Source organism: Arenimonas oryziterrae DSM 21050 = YC6267, from assembly GCF_000420545.1.
GTDB classification, from domain to species: Bacteria; Pseudomonadota; Gammaproteobacteria; order Xanthomonadales; family Xanthomonadaceae; genus Arenimonas; species Arenimonas oryziterrae.
Window position 1 is genome coordinate 1 of sequence record NZ_ATVD01000009.1, and the last position, 15,820, is coordinate 15,820.

Sequence of the window (15,820 nt, forward strand, 5' to 3'; positions counted from 1 at the left end):
CGCGCCGATCGCGATGGACGAAGGTCTGCGCTTCGCGATCCGCGAAGGCGGCCGTACCGTCGGCGCCGGCGTGGTGGCCAAGGTCATCAAGTAAGTCGTTTTCGGCGGGCGCCAAACCCGCCGACAACACGGAAATGGCGGGCCGGCGACGGTCCGCCATCGGCCGTTTAACAGGGCGCTCTTGCAGCGCCGGGAACGGACGGCAAGTCACACGTACGCCAGTAGCTCAATTGGCAGAGCAGCGGTCTCCAAAACCGCAGGTTGGGGGTTCGAGTCCCTCCTGGCGTGCCATTCGAATCACGATGCAGCGTTTCGGCGCGGCATCCACTCCGGCGGAAGTCGGCAAGAGTTGGAATGAATACGAAGGCAGAAAACGTCGGGCAGGGCACCAGCGCCGGCGACATCCTGAAGTACGCGGTGGCCCTGCTGGTCGCCGGCGGTGGCATTGCCGCGTTCTACCTGCTCGCGACCTGGCCGACGCCGGTCCGTGGATTGCTGGTGGCGGTGGCCTTCGCTGCGGCGCTCGGCGTGCTCGCGCTGACCGCGCTGGGTCGTCGCGGCAAGGATTTCCTGTCGGAGTCGATGTTCGAGCTGCGCAAGGTCGTTTGGCCCGAGCGCAGTGAAGCCATGCGCATCACCGCCGTCGTGCTGGTGGTGGTCGTGGCGATCAGCCTCATCTTGTTTGTGTTCGACCAGCTCATCGAGCAGGCGATCAAGTTCCTTTTGACCAACTGAGGATTCAAGACGTGGCCAAGCGTTGGTATGTGGTTCACGCCTATTCGGGCTTCGAGCACCAGGTGCAGCGGGCGCTCGGTACGCGCATTGCGCGAGCCGAAATGCAGGACAAGTTTGGCGACGTGCTGGTCCCGACAGAAGAAGTCGTGGAAATGCGCGGCGGCCAGAAGCGCAAGTCCGAGCGGAAGTTCTTCCCGGGCTATGTGCTGGTGCAGATCGAGACGAACGAAGATGGCGGCATTCCGCGCATCGACGACGAGAGCTGGCACCTGATCAAGGAAACTCCGAAGGTCATGGGCTTCATCGGCGGTACCGCCGAGCGTCCGTTGCCGATCAAGGATTCCGAGGCCGACGTGATCCTGCGCCGCGTGCAGGACGGCGTCGACAAGCCCAAGCCGAAGATTCTCTTCGAGCCGGGCGAGTTGGTGCGCGTCTGCGATGGTCCGTTCAATGACTTCAACGGCACGGTCGAGGAAGTCAACTACGAGAAGAGCCGCCTGCGCGTGGCGGTTCTGATTTTCGGGCGTTCCACGCCGGTCGAACTCGAATTCGGTCAGGTGGAAAAGGCCTAAAGGCGGGAATCGGCCTCCGGTCTCCGGTAGCCGCTCCCAGTTTCAACGTAAGGAGGAGTCCCGCAGTCGCAAGACGTGCAGACGTTTGAACTCCAGGAGTTATCACAATGGCTAAGAAAGTAGTTGGTTATATCAAGCTGCAGGTGAAGGCCGGTCAGGCCAATCCCTCGCCGCCCGTCGGTCCTGCGCTGGGTCAGCGCGGTCTGAACATCATGGAGTTCTGCAAAGCCTTCAACGCTGCGACGTCGAAGCTTGAGCCGGGCCTGCCCACGCCGGTCATCATCACGGCGTACTCCGACCGTACCTTCACCTTCATCACCAAGAGCACGCCGGCCACGGTGCTGTTGAAGAAGGCTTCCGGTGTCACCTCGGGCTCCAAGCGTCCGAACACCGAGAAGGTCGGCAAGGTCACCCGCAAGCAGCTCGAGGACATCGCCAAGGCGAAAGAACCCGATCTGACGGCGGCTTCGCTCGATGCCGCGGTGCGCACCATTGCTGGTAGCGCCCGCAGCATGGGTCTCGTGGTGGAGGGCTAAGACATGGCAAAGATTTCCAAGCGTTACAAGGCCTTGCAGGCCCTCGTGGTTCCGGGCAAAGCATATTCCCTGGACGAAGCCCTCAAGATCATCCAGTCCAATTCCAAGACCAAGTTCGTCGAGTCCGTCGACGTCGCGGTTCGTCTCGGCGTCGACGCCAAGAAGTCCGACCAGCAGGTTCGCGGTTCCACCGTGCTGCCCGCCGGTACCGGCAAATCGGTGCGCGTGGCGGTGTTCTGCCCCGCGGGTGCCAAGGCTGACGAAGCCCTCGCCGCCGGTGCGGACGTCGTCGGCATGGACGACCTGGCCGACAAGATGCTGGCCGGCGACCTGAACTACGACGTCGTCATCGCGACGCCGGATGCGATGCGCGTGGTCGGCAAGCTCGGCCAGGTGCTCGGTCCGCGCGGCCTGATGCCGAACCCCAAGGTCGGCACCGTGTCCCCGGATGCCGCCGGTGCCGTGCGCAATGCCAAGGCTGGTCAGGTGCGTTACCGCACCGACAAGGCCGGCATCATCCACTGCACGATCGGCAAGGCCAGCTTCGAGGCCGCCGCGCTCAGCAACAACCTGCACGCGCTGCTCGCCGACCTGATCAAGGCCAAGCCGTCTTCTGCCAAGGGCCAGTACCTGCAGAAGATTTCGCTGAGCTCGACCATGGGCGTCGGCGTGATCGTCGACCAGTCGTCGCTGAGCATCGCCAAGTAAGACTTAACACGGCCGGGAGTGTCGCCCCGGCCGGAAGATTTTGAAGGCACCGACGCGAGGTTTCGCGTCGGAGCCATCAAAGACCGCAGGTGCGGTCAGCGCGTGACGACGTCGGGCAGGGATGCACGACTGGCAAGGAATCGCCGTCGCCACAAGCGGGATCGTTTAATCCGTACTTCTCGCGAAGTCGGGCCTGCGCAGATGGTGTCGCCCTTCTGGAATTCTCTGGAAACGGCCACCACCGGGACGCCACTGTGGCGTCCCCGGCATCGACGGACCGATGCCGCCAAGGACCGCAAGCGGCAGGAGCCGTGAGCGGAGTTCAATTGGAGGAGTGTAATGGCTCTCAATCTGTCTCAGAAGCAAGAAGTAATCGCCGAGCTGGCAGAAGTCGCCTCGAAGGCTCACTCCTTGGTCGCAGCCGAATACGCAGGCACCACGGTCAGTCAAATGACCGCGATGCGCAAGAAGGCCCGCGAAACCGGCGTGTACTTGAAAGTTGTCAAGAACACGCTCGCGTCGCGCGCCGTCACCGGCACCGAATATGACTCCGTCAAGGATGTCCTGGTCGGTCCGCTGCTGTATGCGTTCTCGATGGAAGACCCCGGCGCTGCCGGTCGTCTGATCAAGGATTTCGCCAAGGGTAACGACAAGCTGCAGGCAAAAGTCGTCTCCATCGGTGGCAAGGCATTCCCGGGTACCCACCTGGATGTCCTCGCCTCGTTGCCGACCCGCGATCAGGCTCTGGCCATGCTGGCCCGAGTGCTGGCCGAGCCGGCCTCGATGTTCGCCCGTGCCGTCAAGGCCGTGGGCGACAAGCAAGGCGGTGGCGAAGCCACTACCGAAGCTGCCGCGGAAACCGCCTAAGTTCGACGTCCTATTGGTTCTAACGAACCCTATCCAGAAAATTTTCCAGAGGTAATCAAAATGTCCCTTTCCAACGAACAGATCGTCGACGCCATCGCTGGCAAGACCCTGATGGAAGTGATGGAGCTGGTCAAGGCCATCGAAGAGAAGTTCGGCGTCTCCGCCGCCGCCCCGGTCGCTGCTGCGGCTGGCCCGGCCGGTCCGGCCGCCCCGGTCGAAGAGCAGACCGAATTCACCGTCATCCTGAAGGCTGCCGGCGAGAAGAAGGTCGAAGTCATCAAGGCCGTCCGCGCCATCACGGGCCTGGGCCTGAAGGAAGCGAAGGACCTGGTCGAAGGTGCTCCGCAGACCGTCAAGGACGCCGTCTCCAAGGACGAGTCCGAGAAGTTCAAGAAAGAGCTCGAGGCTGCTGGCGCCACGGTCGAAGTCAAGTAAGCGACGCATTGCGTCGGCTGCTTGCCTAGCCAAAGGAGGCTGGGGGCGAAAGCCCCCGGCCTTTGGCCGTTCCTAACGGAGCGCGCCGGAAGTGCGAATTAGTTGCAACACACCCGAGTTGGCAGTTGGTAGTAGCGGGTAGGGCGTGCTGGTGCCGGCAATACCAGCGACTACCAACTGGCAATTCTTGTTTCCCCGGGCCGCGGGCACGCGTCCCCAGAAAAAACGAGGCGGAATCACACCATGACGTACTCCTTCACCGAAAAGAAGCGCATCCGCAAGGACTTCGGCAAGCGCCGCCAGGTCCTCGAAGTGCCCTACCTGCTGGCCATCCAGATGGACTCCTACCGCGAGTTCCTGCAGGAGTTCGCACCGACCGGCAAGCGCGAAGAGCGCGGCCTGCACGCCGCGCTGAAGTCGGTGTTCCCGATCACCAGCTACTCGGGCAATGCGGCCCTTGAGTACGTCAGCTACAAGCTCGGCGAGCCGCCGTTCGACGAGCGCGAGTGCCGCAACCGCGGCCTGACCTTCGGCGCGCCGCTGCGCGTGACTGTGCGCCTGGTGATCTACGATCGCGAGTCGTCGACCAAGGCGATCAAGTACGTGAAGGAGCAGGAGGTCTACATGGGCGAGCTGCCCCTGATGACCGACAACGGCACCTTCATCGTCAACGGCACCGAGCGCGTCATCGTCTCGCAGCTGCACCGTTCGCCGGGCGTATTCTTCGATCACGACCGCGGCAAGACGCACAGCTCGGGCAAGCTGCTGTACAGCGCCCGCATCATTCCTTACCGCGGTTCCTGGCTGGACTTCGAGTTCGACCCGAAGGATGCCGTGTTCACCCGTATCGACCGTCGCCGCAAGCTGCCGGTGACGATCCTGCTGCGCGCGCTCGGCTACAACAACGAGCAGATGCTCAAGCAGTTCTTCGACATCAACACCTTCCACATCGCCAACAAGGACGGCGTGGAACTCGAGCTCGTGCCCGAGCGTCTGCGCGGCGAAACGCTGAACTTCGATCTCGTGGTCGCCGGCAAGGTGATCGTCGAGGCCGGTAAGCGAATCACCGCCCGTCACGTGAAGCAGCTCGAGCAGGCCAAGATCAAGACGCTGGAAGTGCCCGACGAATACCTGGTCGGCCGCATCCTGGCGCATGACGTGGTCGACACCAAGACTGGCGAACTGCTGGCGGTCGCCAACGAGGAGCTCAACGAAGCCTCGCTGGCCAAGCTGCGCAAGGCCGGCGTCAACTCCATCGGCACCATCTGGGTCAACGATCTCGATCGCGGCCCGTACATCTCCAACACCCTGCGCATCGATCCGAGCAAGACCCAGCTCGAAGCGCTGGTGGAGATCTACCGCATGATGCGTCCGGGCGAGCCGCCGACCAAGGATGCCGCGCTCAATCTGTTCTACAACCTGTTCTTCACGTTCGAACGCTACGACCTGTCGGGCGTCGGCCGCATGAAGTTCAACCGCCGTGTCGGCCGCAAGGAAGTCACGGGCGCTCCGGTGCTGTTCGACTACCAGTACTTCAAGGACCGCAACGACGAGACCGCGAAGAACCTGGTCAAGGACTTGGGCGAAAGCTCGGACATCCTGGAAGTCATCAAGACCCTTTGCGAGATCCGCAATGGTCGCGGCACCGTGGACGACATCGATCACTTGGGCAACCGTCGCGTGCGTTCGGTCGGCGAAATGGCCGAGAACGTGTTCCGCGTCGGCCTGGTTCGCGTGGAGCGTGCGGTCAAGGAACGTCTGTCCCTCGCCGAGAGCGAAGGCCTGACGCCGCAGGAACTGATCAACGCCAAGCCGGTGGCTGCCGCGATCAAGGAGTTCTTCGGCTCCTCGCAGCTGTCGCAGTTCATGGATCAGAACAACCCGCTGTCGGAAGTCACGCACAAGCGTCGCGTCTCGGCCCTCGGCCCGGGCGGCCTGACCCGCGAACGCGCTGGCTTCGAAGTGCGCGACGTGCATCCGACCCATTACGGCCGCGTCTGCACCATCGAGACTCCTGAAGGCCCGAACATCGGCCTGATCAACTCGCTCGCCGTGTACGCCCGCTCGAACAAGTACGGCTTCCTCGAGACGCCGTACCGTAAGGTCGTCGACGGCAAGGTCACCGACCAGGTCGAATTCCTGTCGGCGATCGAAGAGCACGAGTACGCGATCGCCCAAGCGAACGCTGAGCTCAACAAGGACGGCGGTTTCCAGGCCCCGTTCGTGCCCTGCCGCTTCCAGGCGGAAACGCTGCTCAAGCCGCCGTCGGAAATCCACTACATGGACGTCTCGCCTATGCAGTCGGTGTCCGTCGCTGCCGCGCTCGTTCCGTTCATCGAGCACGACGACGCCAACCGCGCCCTGATGGGCGCGAACATGCAGCGTCAGGCCGTTCCGACCCTGCGTGCCCAGAAGCCGCTCGTTGGCACGGGCATCGAGCGCGCCGTGGCGCGCGACTCGGGCGTCACCGTGAACGCCAAGCGTGGCGGCATCGTCGACCAGGTCGACGCCGGCCGTATCGTCGTGCGTGCGCATGAAAAGGAAATTGGTGCCAACGACGCTGGCGTGGATATCTACACGCTGGTCAAGTACACCCGTTCCAACCAGAACACCTGTATCAACCAGACCCCGCTGGTTCGCGTGGGCGACAAGGTCGAGCGCGGCGATGTGCTCGCTGACGGCCCGTCCACCGACATCGGCGAACTGGCTCTGGGCCAGAACATGCTGATCGCGTTCATGCCGTGGAACGGCTACAACTTCGAAGACTCGATCCTGCTGTCGGAACGCGTCGTCGAGGAAGACCGCTACACGACGATCCACATCGAAGAACTGACCTGCGTTGCGCGCGACACGAAGCTGGGACCGGAGGAAATCACCGCCGACATCCCGAATGTGTCCGAGCAGGCGCTCGGCCGTCTCGACGAGTCGGGCGTGGTGTACATCGGTGCGGAAGTCCGCGCCGGCGACATCATGGTCGGCAAGGTCACGCCGAAGGGCGAGAGCCAGCTGACCCCGGAAGAGAAGCTGCTGCGTGCGATCTTCGGCGAAAAAGCCTCCGACGTTAAGGACAGCTCGCTGCGCGTGCCCCCGGGCATGGACGGCACCGTCATCGACGTGCAGGTCTTCACCCGCGACGGCATCGAGAAGGACAAGCGTGCGCGCCAGATCGAGGAAACCGAGATCAAGCGCGTCAAGAAGGACTTCGACGACCAGTTCCGCATCCTCGAAGGCGCGATCTATGCGCGTCTGCGCACCCAGATCACCGGCAAGGTCGCCAATGGCGGCCCGAACGGCCTGAAGAAGGGTGCGGAGATCACCGGCGAGTACCTGGACGGCCTGAAGAAGGACGACTGGTTCGCGATCCGCATGAAGGACGAAGACGCGGGCGAGTTCGTCGAGAACGCGCAGAAGCAGATCGAGGTCCACAAGGCCGAGTTCGACAAGCGCTTCACCGACAAGCGCGCCAAGATCACCGCCGGCGACGACCTCGCCCCCGGCGTGCTGAAGATGGTCAAGGTCTACCTGGCCGTGAAGCGTCGCATCCAGCCGGGCGACAAGATGGCCGGCCGCCACGGTAACAAGGGCGTCGTCTCCACGATCGTGCCGGTCGAAGACATGCCGTACATGGCGAACGGCGTCACTGCCGACATCGTGCTGAATCCGCTGGGCGTGCCGAGCCGAATGAACATCGGCCAGGTGCTGGAAGTACATCTGGGCTGGGCCGCCAAGGGCCTGGGCCAGAAGATCCAGCGCATGCTCGAAGGCCAGCAGAAGGTCGCCGAACTGCGTGCGTTCCTCGATCAGATCTACAACCACGACAAGAAGATGCACGGCGTGCGCGTTGATCTCGAGAAGTTCACCGACAAGGAGCTGCTGCGTCTTGCCGGCAACCTCACCGACGGCGTCCCGATGGCCACGCCGGTCTTCGATGGTGCCGACGAAGCCGAGATCAAGTCGATGCTGCGTCTGGCAGAACTGCCGGAAAGCGGCCAGACGATCCTGCACGACGGTCGCACCGGCGAAGCGTTCGATCGCCCGGTCACGGTCGGCTACATGCACATGCTCAAGCTCAACCACCTGGTCGACGACAAGATGCACGCCCGTTCGACCGGCCCGTACTCGCTCGTCACCCAGCAGCCGCTGGGCGGCAAGGCGCAGTTCGGTGGCCAGCGCTTCGGCGAAATGGAAGTCTGGGCGCTGGAAGCCTACGGCGCGGCCTACACCCTGCAGGAAATGCTGACGGTGAAGTCCGACGACGTGCAGGGCCGCAACCAGATGTACAAGAACATCGTCGATGGCGAACACGAAATGGTTGCCGGCATGCCGGAATCGTTCAACGTGCTGGTCAAGGAAATTCGATCGTTGGCTATCAACATCGAATTGGACGAGAAGTGATCGGCGCTGAGAACCGGAGAGAATTGAAATGAAAGATCTATTGAACCTGTTCAACCAGCAGCGCCAGACGCTGGATTTCGACGGCATCAAGATCGGCCTGGCTTCGCCGGACCTGATCCGCAGCTGGTCGTTCGGCGAAGTGAAAAAGCCGGAAACGATCAACTACCGTACCTTCAAGCCCGAGCGTGACGGCCTGTTCTGCGCCGCCATCTTCGGGCCGATCAAGGACTACGAGTGCCTGTGCGGCAAGTACAAGCGCATGAAGCATCGTGGCGTGGTCTGCGAGAAGTGCGGCACCGAAGTGACGCTGGCGAAAGTTCGCCGCGAGCGCATGGGCCACATCGAGCTGGCCAGCCCGACGGCGCATATCTGGTTCCTCAAGTCGCTGCCCTCGCGCATCGGCCTGATGCTGGACATGACCCTGCGCGACATCGAGCGCATCCTGTACTTCGAAGCCTTCGTGGTGATCGAGCCGGGTCTGACGACGCTCGAGAAAGGTCAGTTGCTGACCGAAGAGCAGTACATGACCGCGCGCCAGGAACACGGCGACGACTTCGATGCCCTCATGGGTGCCGAGGCCGTGCACCACCTGCTGCGTTCGCTCGACCTGCACGCGGAAGTTGCGCGCCTGAAGGAAGAGATCGCCTCGACTAACTCCGAAACCAAGCTCAAGCGCCTCACCAAGCGCATCAAGCTGGCGGAAGCGTTCCTCGATTCGGGCAACCGCCCCGAGTGGATGGTCATGACCGTTCTGCCGGTGCTGCCGCCGGATCTGCGTCCGCTGGTGCCGCTGGACGGTGGTCGTTTTGCGACCTCCGATCTGAACGACCTGTACCGTCGCGTCATCAACCGCAACAACCGCCTCAAGCGCCTGCTCGAGCTCAATGCGCCCGACATCATCGTGCGCAACGAGAAGCGCATGCTGCAGGAATCGGTTGACGCCCTGATGGACAACGGCCGTCGCGGCCGCGCCATCACCGGCACCAACAAGCGCCCGCTCAAGTCGCTCGCCGACATGATCAAGGGCAAGCAGGGTCGTTTCCGCCAGAACCTGCTCGGCAAGCGCGTCGACTACTCCGGCCGTTCGGTCATCGTGGTCGGCCCGACGCTGCGTCTGCACGAGTGCGGCCTGCCGAAGAAGATGGCGCTGGAGCTGTTCAAGCCCTTCATCTTCGCCAAGCTGCAGCGTCGTGGCCTCGCCACGACGATCAAGGCCGCGAAGAAGCTGGTCGAGCGCGAAGAAGCCCAGGTTTGGGACATCCTCGAGGAAGTCATCCGCGAGCATCCGGTGCTGCTCAACCGCGCTCCGACCCTGCATCGCCTCGGCATCCAGGCGTTCGAGCCGGTGCTGATCGAAGGCAAGGCCATCCAGCTGCATCCGCTGGTCTGCACCGCGTTCAACGCCGACTTCGACGGTGACCAGATGGCCGTGCACGTGCCGCTCTCGCTGGAAGCCCAGCTGGAAGCGCGCGCGCTGATGATGTCGACCAACAACATCCTCAGCCCGGCCAACGGCGAGCCGATCATCGTGCCGACCCAGGACGTCGTCCTTGGCCTGTACTACATGACCCGCGCGCTGGAAAACAAGAAAGGCGAGGGCATGGCCTTCGCCAACGTCGCCGAAGTCAAGCGCGCCTACGACAACCGCGTGGTGGAACTGCACGCGAAGGTCAAAGTGCGTCTGCACCTGACGGAAATGAACGAGGACGGCGTCAGCATCGATCGCAAGTACATCGTCGACACGACGGTGGGCCGCGCGCTGCTTGCTGAAATCCTGCCGGAAGGCCTGCCGTTCTCCTTCGTCAACACCGAGCTGACCAAGAAGAACATCAGTCGCCTGATCAACACCAGCTACCGCATGCTGGGCCTGAAGCATACCGTCGTGTTCGCCGACAAGCTGATGTACACCGGCTTTGCGTACGCGACGCGTGCCGGCGTGTCGATCGGCATCGACGACATGCTGATCCCGGACGAGAAGAAGGGCATCCTGGCCGAGGCCGAAAAGGAAGTCCTGGAAATCCAGGAGCAGTACCAGAGCGGTCTGGTCACCGCCGGCGAGCGCTACAACAAGGTCGTTGACATCTGGTCGCGCACGAACGAGCGCGTTGCCAAGGCGATGATGGACACGATTGGTACCGAAAACGTGACCAACGCCAAGGGCGAGCAGGTCGCGCAGAAGTCCATGAACTCGATCTACATCATGGCCGACTCCGGCGCCCGTGGTTCGCAGGCCCAGATCCGCCAGCTGGCGGGTATGCGCGGCCTGATGGCGCGACCGGACGGCTCGATCATCGAGACGCCGATCACTGCGAACTTCCGCGAAGGCCTGAACGTTCTGCAGTACTTCATCTCGACCCACGGTGCCCGTAAGGGTCTCGCGGATACGGCGCTGAAGACGGCGAACTCCGGCTACCTGACCCGTCGACTCGTCGACGTGGCGCAGGACGTTGTCGTGACCGAGAACGATTGCGGTACTACCGCCGGTCTCACCATGGCGCCGATCGTGGAAGGCGGCGACGTCGTCGAGCCCTTGCGTGATCGTGTGCTCGGCCGCATGGTCGCCGAGGACGTGTACCTGCCGGGCAACGACGCCGATCCGATCGTCACGCGCAACACGCTGCTCGACGAAAAGTGGGTGGACAAGCTGGAAGCCGCCGGCGTTCAGTCGATCCTCGTGCGCTCGTCGATCACCTGCGAAAGCACCTTCGGCATCTGCGCGCATTGCTACGGTCGCGACCTGGGTCGCGGTCATCTGGTCAACCACGGTGAAGCCGTGGGCGTGGTCGCCGCGCAGTCCATCGGCGAGCCCGGTACCCAGCTGACGATGCGTACGTTCCACATCGGCGGCGCGGCATCGCGTGCAGCCGCCATCGACAACATCACGGTCAAGACGACCGGTACGGTGAAGTTCAACAACCTCAAGCACGTGCAGCATGCCAACGGCCACTTGGTCGCGGTGTCGCGCTCGGGCGAACTGTCGGTGCTCGACCTGACCGGCCGTGAGCGCGAGCGTTACAAGCTGCCGTACGGCGCGGTGATCAACGTCAAGGATGGCGCGGACATCAAGTCCGGCCAGACCGTGGCCAACTGGGATCCGCATAACCACCCGATCGTCTCGGAAGTGGCAGGTTTCGTGCGCTTCATCGACTTCGTCGACGGCGTCACCGTCATCGAGAAGACGGACGAACTGACCGGCCTGGCCTCGCGCGAAATTACCGATCCGAAGCGTCGTGGTTCGATGGGCAAGGATCTGCGCCCGATCGTCCGCATCGTCGACGGCAAGGGCAATGACCTCGCCATTCCGGGTACCGATCTGCCGGCGCAGTACCTGCTGCCGCCGCGCTCGATCGTCAACCTGCAAGACGGCGCTCCCGTCGGCGTCGGCGACGTTGTCACGAAAGTGCCGCAGGAAGCGTCCAAGACCCGCGACATTACCGGTGGTCTGCCGCGCGTGGCGGACTTGTTCGAAGCGCGCAAGCCCAAGGATCCGGCCATCCTGGCCGAGGTCTCCGGCATCGTCAGCTTCGGCAAGGACACCAAGGGCAAGCAGCGCCTGATCATCAAGGAAGCCGACGGCAGCGAGCACGAAGAGCTGATCCCGAAGTACCGCCAGATCATCGTGTTCGAAGGCGAGCACGTCGAGAAGGGCGAGACGGTCGTGGACGGCGAGCCGAACCCGCAGGACATCCTGCGTCTGCTCGGCGTCGAGCCGCTGGCGGCCTACCTGGTCAAGGAAATCCAGGACGTGTACCGCCTGCAGGGCGTCAAGATCAACGACAAGCACATCGAGACGATCACCCGTCAGATGCTGCGCAAGGTCGAGATCACCGATGCCGGCGACACCAAGTACATGTCGGGCGAGCAGGTGGATCGTTTCCGCCTGATCGAGGAAAACGCCAAGGTCGTTGCCAAGAATGGCATCCCGGCCAAGCACGATCCGGTCCTGCTGGGCATCACCAAGGCCTCGCTGGCGACCGAGTCGTTCATCTCGGCGGCGTCCTTCCAGGAAACCACCCGCGTACTGACCGAGGCGGCCGTCCGCGGCACCCGCGACACGCTGCGCGGCCTCAAGGAAAACGTCATCGTCGGCCGCCTGATCCCGGCCGGTACCGGTCTGGCGTACCACAACAAGCGTCGCCAGGCCGAGTCCGGCCTGAGCGACTCCGATCTGGAAGCTTTGCGTGCGGTCTCGGCTCCGGCTGAGACGGCCGCGGAAGAGGCCGGCGCGGAAGACTGATACGCCGTCCAAGCGACGGTAAACATACGAAATGAGGCGCACGGATGCGCCTCGTGTTCGGCTCCACGGAGGGGCGGCAAAGGAACTCTGTCGGGTTGACAGGGTGTCTTAACGCCCTTTATACTTTTCTGTCTAAGTAGGCTGGGTTCCCGGCCTGCATTTTTTTCTCGCAAGGTTCTCTCAGAATGGCGACGATCAATCAGCTGGTCCGCAAACCGCGGCAGCCCAATACCTACAAGAGCGCTTCTCCGGCTCTGGCCAACTGCCCGCAGCGTCGTGGCGTGTGCACCCGCGTGTACACCACCACGCCGAAGAAGCCGAACTCCGCGCTCCGCAAGGTCGCCAAGGTTCGTCTGACCAACGGTTTCGAGGTCATCTCGTACATCGGCGGCGAAGGCCACAACCTTCAGGAACACTCCGTGGTCCTGATCCGCGGCGGTCGCGTCAAGGATCTCCCGGGCGTGCGCTATCACACCGTGCGCGGTTCGCTGGACGCCTCGGGCGTGGCCAAGCGCCGCCAGAGCCGTTCCAAGTACGGCGCCAAGAAGCCGAAGTCGTAAGCGTTTTTCGCTCGCGGCTCCGCAATACCCGAACACCCGATCTTTTCAAATTAGGCACGCATCATGTCCCGTAAAGGTTCGCCCGGTACCCGTTCCGTTCTTCCGGATCCCAAGCACGGAAGCGAAGTAGTTGCTCGCTTCATCAACATGGTGATGAAGAGCGGCAAGAAGTCGATCGCCGAGAAAATCGTCTACGGCGCAATGGACGTCATCGGCGAGAAAAACGCCGACGCCCTGTCGCTCGTCGAAAAGGCGCTCAGCAACGTCGCCCCGGCGGTCGAGGTCAAGTCCCGTCGTGTCGGTGGCGCCACCTATCAGGTGCCGGTCGAAGTCCGTTCTTCCCGTCGTACCGCCCTGGCCATGCGCTGGGTGATCGAGTTCGCGCGCAAGCGCGGCGAGAACACCATGCCGCGCAAGCTGGCTGCCGAGCTTCTGGAGGCTTCCGAGAATCGCGGCGGCGCCGTGAAGAAGCGCGAAGAAACGCACCGTATGGCAGAGGCCAACAAGGCCTTCTCGCACTACCGCTGGTAATTCACGAGAAGGATCTCCGCCGTGGCACGTACCACCCCGATTACCCAGTACCGCAATTTCGGCATCATGGCCCACATCGATGCCGGCAAAACCACGACCACTGAACGCATCCTGTTCTACACCGGCGTCAATCACAAGATTGGCGAAGTGCACGACGGCGCTGCGACCATGGACTGGATGGAGCAGGAACAAGAGCGCGGCATCACGATCACGTCGGCCGCGACGACCTGCTTCTGGTCCGGTATGGACAAGTCGTTCCCGCAGCATCGCTTCAACATCATCGACACCCCCGGGCACGTCGACTTCACCATCGAAGTCGAGCGTTCGCTGCGCGTGCTCGACGGCGCCGTGTTCGTGCTTTGCGCGGTCGGTGGCGTCCAGCCGCAGTCGGAAACTGTCTGGCGTCAGGCCAACAAGTATGGCGTGCCGCGTCTTGCGTTCGTCAACAAGATGGACCGCACCGGCGCCAACTTCGGCAAGGTCGTCGAGCAGCTGCGTTCGCGTCTCGGCGCCTACGCCGTGCCGATGCAGTTGCCGATCGGCGCCGAAGAGAACTTCGAAGGCGTCGTCGACCTGGTGAAGATGAAGGCGATCGTCTGGGACATGAGCAACCAGGGCACGTCGTTCACCTACGCCGACATTCCCGCGCATCTCGCCGATGAGGCGACGAAGGCGCGCGAGTTCATGGTGGAGTCGGCGGCTGAGTCCTCGGAAGAGCTGATGAACAAGTATCTCGAATCGGGCGAGTTGTCCGAGGAAGAGATCATCGAAGGCATCCGCGTGCGGACGCTTTCGTGCGACATCGTCCCGATGTTCTGCGGCACGGCCTTCAAGAACAAGGGCGTGCAGGCGATGCTCGACGCCGTCATTCGTTACCTGCCGGCGCCGTCGGATCGTCCGCCGGTCAAGGGCGTGGACGAAGACGAGAAGGAAGCGACCCGTACGCCTGGCGACAAGGAGCCGTTCTCGGCGCTTGCGTTCAAGATCATGACCGACCCGTTCGTGGGTTCGTTGACCTTCTTCCGCGTCTACTCGGGCACCCTCAATGCAGGCGACCAGGTGTACAACCCGGTCAAGAGCAAGAAGGAGCGCATCGGCCGCATCCTGCAGATGCACGCCAACCAGCGCGAAGAAATCAAGGAAGTGCTGGCAGGCGACATCGCCGCCGCCGTGGGTCTGAAGGACGTCACGACGGGCGATACGCTGTGCTCGCTCGACAACACCATCACGCTCGAGCGCATGGTCTTCCCGGAGCCCGTCATTTCCATGGCGGTGGAGCCGAAGACCAAGGTCGACCAGGAAAAGATGGGTATCGCTCTGGGCCGTCTGGCGCAGGAAGATCCCTCGTTCCGCGTGCGCACCGACGAAGAATCCGGCCAGACGATCATCTCCGGCATGGGCGAGCTGCACCTGGAAATCCTCGTTGACCGCATGAAGCGCGAGTTCAACGTCGAAGCCAACGTCGGCAAGCCGCAGGTGGCCTATCGCGAAGCGATTCGTCAGAAGGTCAAGCAGGAAGGCAAGTTCGTGCGCCAGTCCGGTGGTCGTGGCCAGTACGGTCACATCGTCATCGAGATGGAGCCGCAGGAGCGTGGCGCCGGTTTCGTGTTCGAAAACGCGATTGTCGGCGGCGTGGTTCCGAAGGAATACGTCACCGCCGCGGGCAAGGGCATCGAAGAGGCCATGAAGAACGGCGTGCTCGCCGGCTTCCCGGTCGTCGACGTCAAGGTCAAGGCCGTGGACGGCTCGTACCACGACGTCGACTCCAACGAAATGGCGTTCAAAATCGCCGGCTCGATGGCTTTCAAGGAAGCGTTCAAGAAGGCCAATCCGGCCCTGCTTGAGCCGATCATGAAGGTCGAGGTCGTGACGCCGGAAGACTACATGGGTGACGTGATGGGCGATCTTTCGCGCCGTCGCGGCATTCTGCAGGGTTCCGACGAAACGCCGTCCGGCAAGGTCATCAACGCGATGCTGCCGCTGGGTGAAATGTTCGGTTACGCCACTGCGATGCGCTCGATGTCGCAGGGTCGCGCTACCTTCACCATGGAATTCGATCACTACGCCGAAGCGCCGAACAACATCGCCGAAGCCGTGATCAAGAAGGCCTGAGTCCCAACAATTTTCAGAATTCATTGAGGTAAGAGTCATGTCCAAGGGCAAATTCGAACGCACCAAGCCGCACGTGAACGTCGGCACGATTGGCCACGTTGACCACGGCAAGACGACGCTGACGGCGGCGCT

Annotated in this window: 13 protein-coding genes and 1 tRNA gene; all 14 read left to right on the forward strand. The window is 62.8% G+C overall.

Annotation, left to right across the window (positions count from 1 at the left end; translation table 11 throughout):
* Positions 1–94 (forward strand): EF-Tu C-terminal domain-related protein (locus tag G467_RS17935; RefSeq protein WP_022970482.1); only part of this gene is annotated, 94 nt, incomplete at its 5' end.
* Positions 95–215: 121 nt separating this feature from the next.
* Positions 216–291 (forward strand) — tRNA-Trp (locus G467_RS0114635).
* A 63-nt stretch (positions 292–354) separates the two neighbouring features.
* Positions 355–735 (forward strand): preprotein translocase subunit SecE, encoded by a 381-nt coding sequence (gene secE / locus G467_RS0114640; RefSeq protein WP_022970483.1) that lies wholly within the window; start codon positions 355–357, stop codon positions 733–735.
* An 11-nt stretch (positions 736–746) separates the two neighbouring features.
* Positions 747–1,307 carry a transcription termination/antitermination protein NusG gene (gene nusG, locus G467_RS0114645; protein WP_022970484.1) on the forward strand — a complete coding sequence of 187 codons (561 nt, stop codon included), beginning with the start codon at positions 747–749 and terminating at the stop codon, positions 1,305–1,307.
* A gap of 107 nt (positions 1,308–1,414) precedes the next feature.
* Positions 1,415–1,843 (forward strand): 50S ribosomal protein L11, encoded by a 429-nt coding sequence (gene rplK, locus G467_RS0114650; protein ID WP_022970485.1) that lies wholly within the window; start codon positions 1,415–1,417, stop codon positions 1,841–1,843.
* Positions 1,844–1,846: 3 nt separating this feature from the next.
* Complete coding sequence (gene rplA / locus G467_RS0114655) at positions 1,847–2,551, forward strand: 50S ribosomal protein L1 (RefSeq protein ID WP_022970486.1); 705 nt, start codon at positions 1,847–1,849, stop codon at positions 2,549–2,551.
* Between the two features lie 339 nt (positions 2,552–2,890).
* Positions 2,891–3,418 carry a 50S ribosomal protein L10 gene (gene rplJ / locus G467_RS0114660; protein ID WP_022970487.1) on the forward strand — a complete coding sequence of 176 codons (528 nt, stop codon included), beginning with the start codon at positions 2,891–2,893 and terminating at the stop codon, positions 3,416–3,418.
* Between the two features lie 60 nt (positions 3,419–3,478).
* Complete coding sequence (rplL, locus tag G467_RS0114665) at positions 3,479–3,853, forward strand: 50S ribosomal protein L7/L12 (protein ID WP_022970488.1); 375 nt, start codon at positions 3,479–3,481, stop codon at positions 3,851–3,853.
* Between the two features lie 243 nt (positions 3,854–4,096).
* A complete protein-coding gene (gene rpoB / locus G467_RS0114670) occupies positions 4,097–8,248 on the forward strand; it encodes a DNA-directed RNA polymerase subunit beta (RefSeq protein ID WP_022970489.1) in 4,152 nt (1,383 codons plus the stop codon).
* A 28-nt stretch (positions 8,249–8,276) separates the two neighbouring features.
* Entirely contained in the window at positions 8,277–12,485 is a 4,209-nt protein-coding gene (gene rpoC, locus G467_RS0114675) for a DNA-directed RNA polymerase subunit beta' (protein ID WP_022970490.1), read from the forward strand.
* A gap of 185 nt (positions 12,486–12,670) precedes the next feature.
* Positions 12,671–13,045 carry a 30S ribosomal protein S12 gene (gene rpsL, locus G467_RS0114680; protein WP_022970491.1) on the forward strand — a complete coding sequence of 125 codons (375 nt, stop codon included), beginning with the start codon at positions 12,671–12,673 and terminating at the stop codon, positions 13,043–13,045.
* A 63-nt stretch (positions 13,046–13,108) separates the two neighbouring features.
* Entirely contained in the window at positions 13,109–13,576 is a 468-nt protein-coding gene (gene rpsG, locus G467_RS0114685) for a 30S ribosomal protein S7 (protein ID WP_026802735.1), read from the forward strand.
* Positions 13,577–13,597: 21 nt separating this feature from the next.
* The gene (gene fusA / locus G467_RS0114690; RefSeq protein ID WP_022970493.1) at positions 13,598–15,688 is read left to right on the forward strand and encodes an elongation factor G; all 2,091 of its coding nucleotides are present in this window, start codon (positions 13,598–13,600) and stop codon (positions 15,686–15,688) included.
* 37 nt (positions 15,689–15,725) lie between these two features.
* Positions 15,726–15,820: GTP-binding protein (locus G467_RS17110; RefSeq protein WP_022970494.1), on the forward strand; the 95-nt coding region annotated here is incomplete at its 3' end.

Excerpts from the sequence above, each read along its gene's own strand:
- rplL (WP_022970488.1), top strand. The coding sequence starts at position 3,479 with ATGTCCCTTTCCAACGAACAGATCGTCGACGCCATCGCTGGCAAGACC.
- rpoC (WP_022970490.1), top strand. The coding sequence starts at position 8,277 with ATGAAAGATCTATTGAACCTGTTCAACCAGCAGCGCCAGACGCTGGAT.
- secE (WP_022970483.1), top strand. The coding sequence starts at position 355 with ATGAATACGAAGGCAGAAAACGTCGGGCAGGGCACCAGCGCCGGCGAC.
- rplA (WP_022970486.1), top strand. The coding sequence starts at position 1,847 with ATGGCAAAGATTTCCAAGCGTTACAAGGCCTTGCAGGCCCTCGTGGTT.
- rplJ (WP_022970487.1), top strand. The coding sequence starts at position 2,891 with ATGGCTCTCAATCTGTCTCAGAAGCAAGAAGTAATCGCCGAGCTGGCA.
- rplK (WP_022970485.1), top strand. The coding sequence starts at position 1,415 with ATGGCTAAGAAAGTAGTTGGTTATATCAAGCTGCAGGTGAAGGCCGGT.
- rpoB (WP_022970489.1), top strand. The coding sequence starts at position 4,097 with ATGACGTACTCCTTCACCGAAAAGAAGCGCATCCGCAAGGACTTCGGC.
- rpsL (WP_022970491.1), top strand. The coding sequence starts at position 12,671 with ATGGCGACGATCAATCAGCTGGTCCGCAAACCGCGGCAGCCCAATACC.
- rpsG (WP_026802735.1), top strand. The coding sequence starts at position 13,109 with ATGTCCCGTAAAGGTTCGCCCGGTACCCGTTCCGTTCTTCCGGATCCC.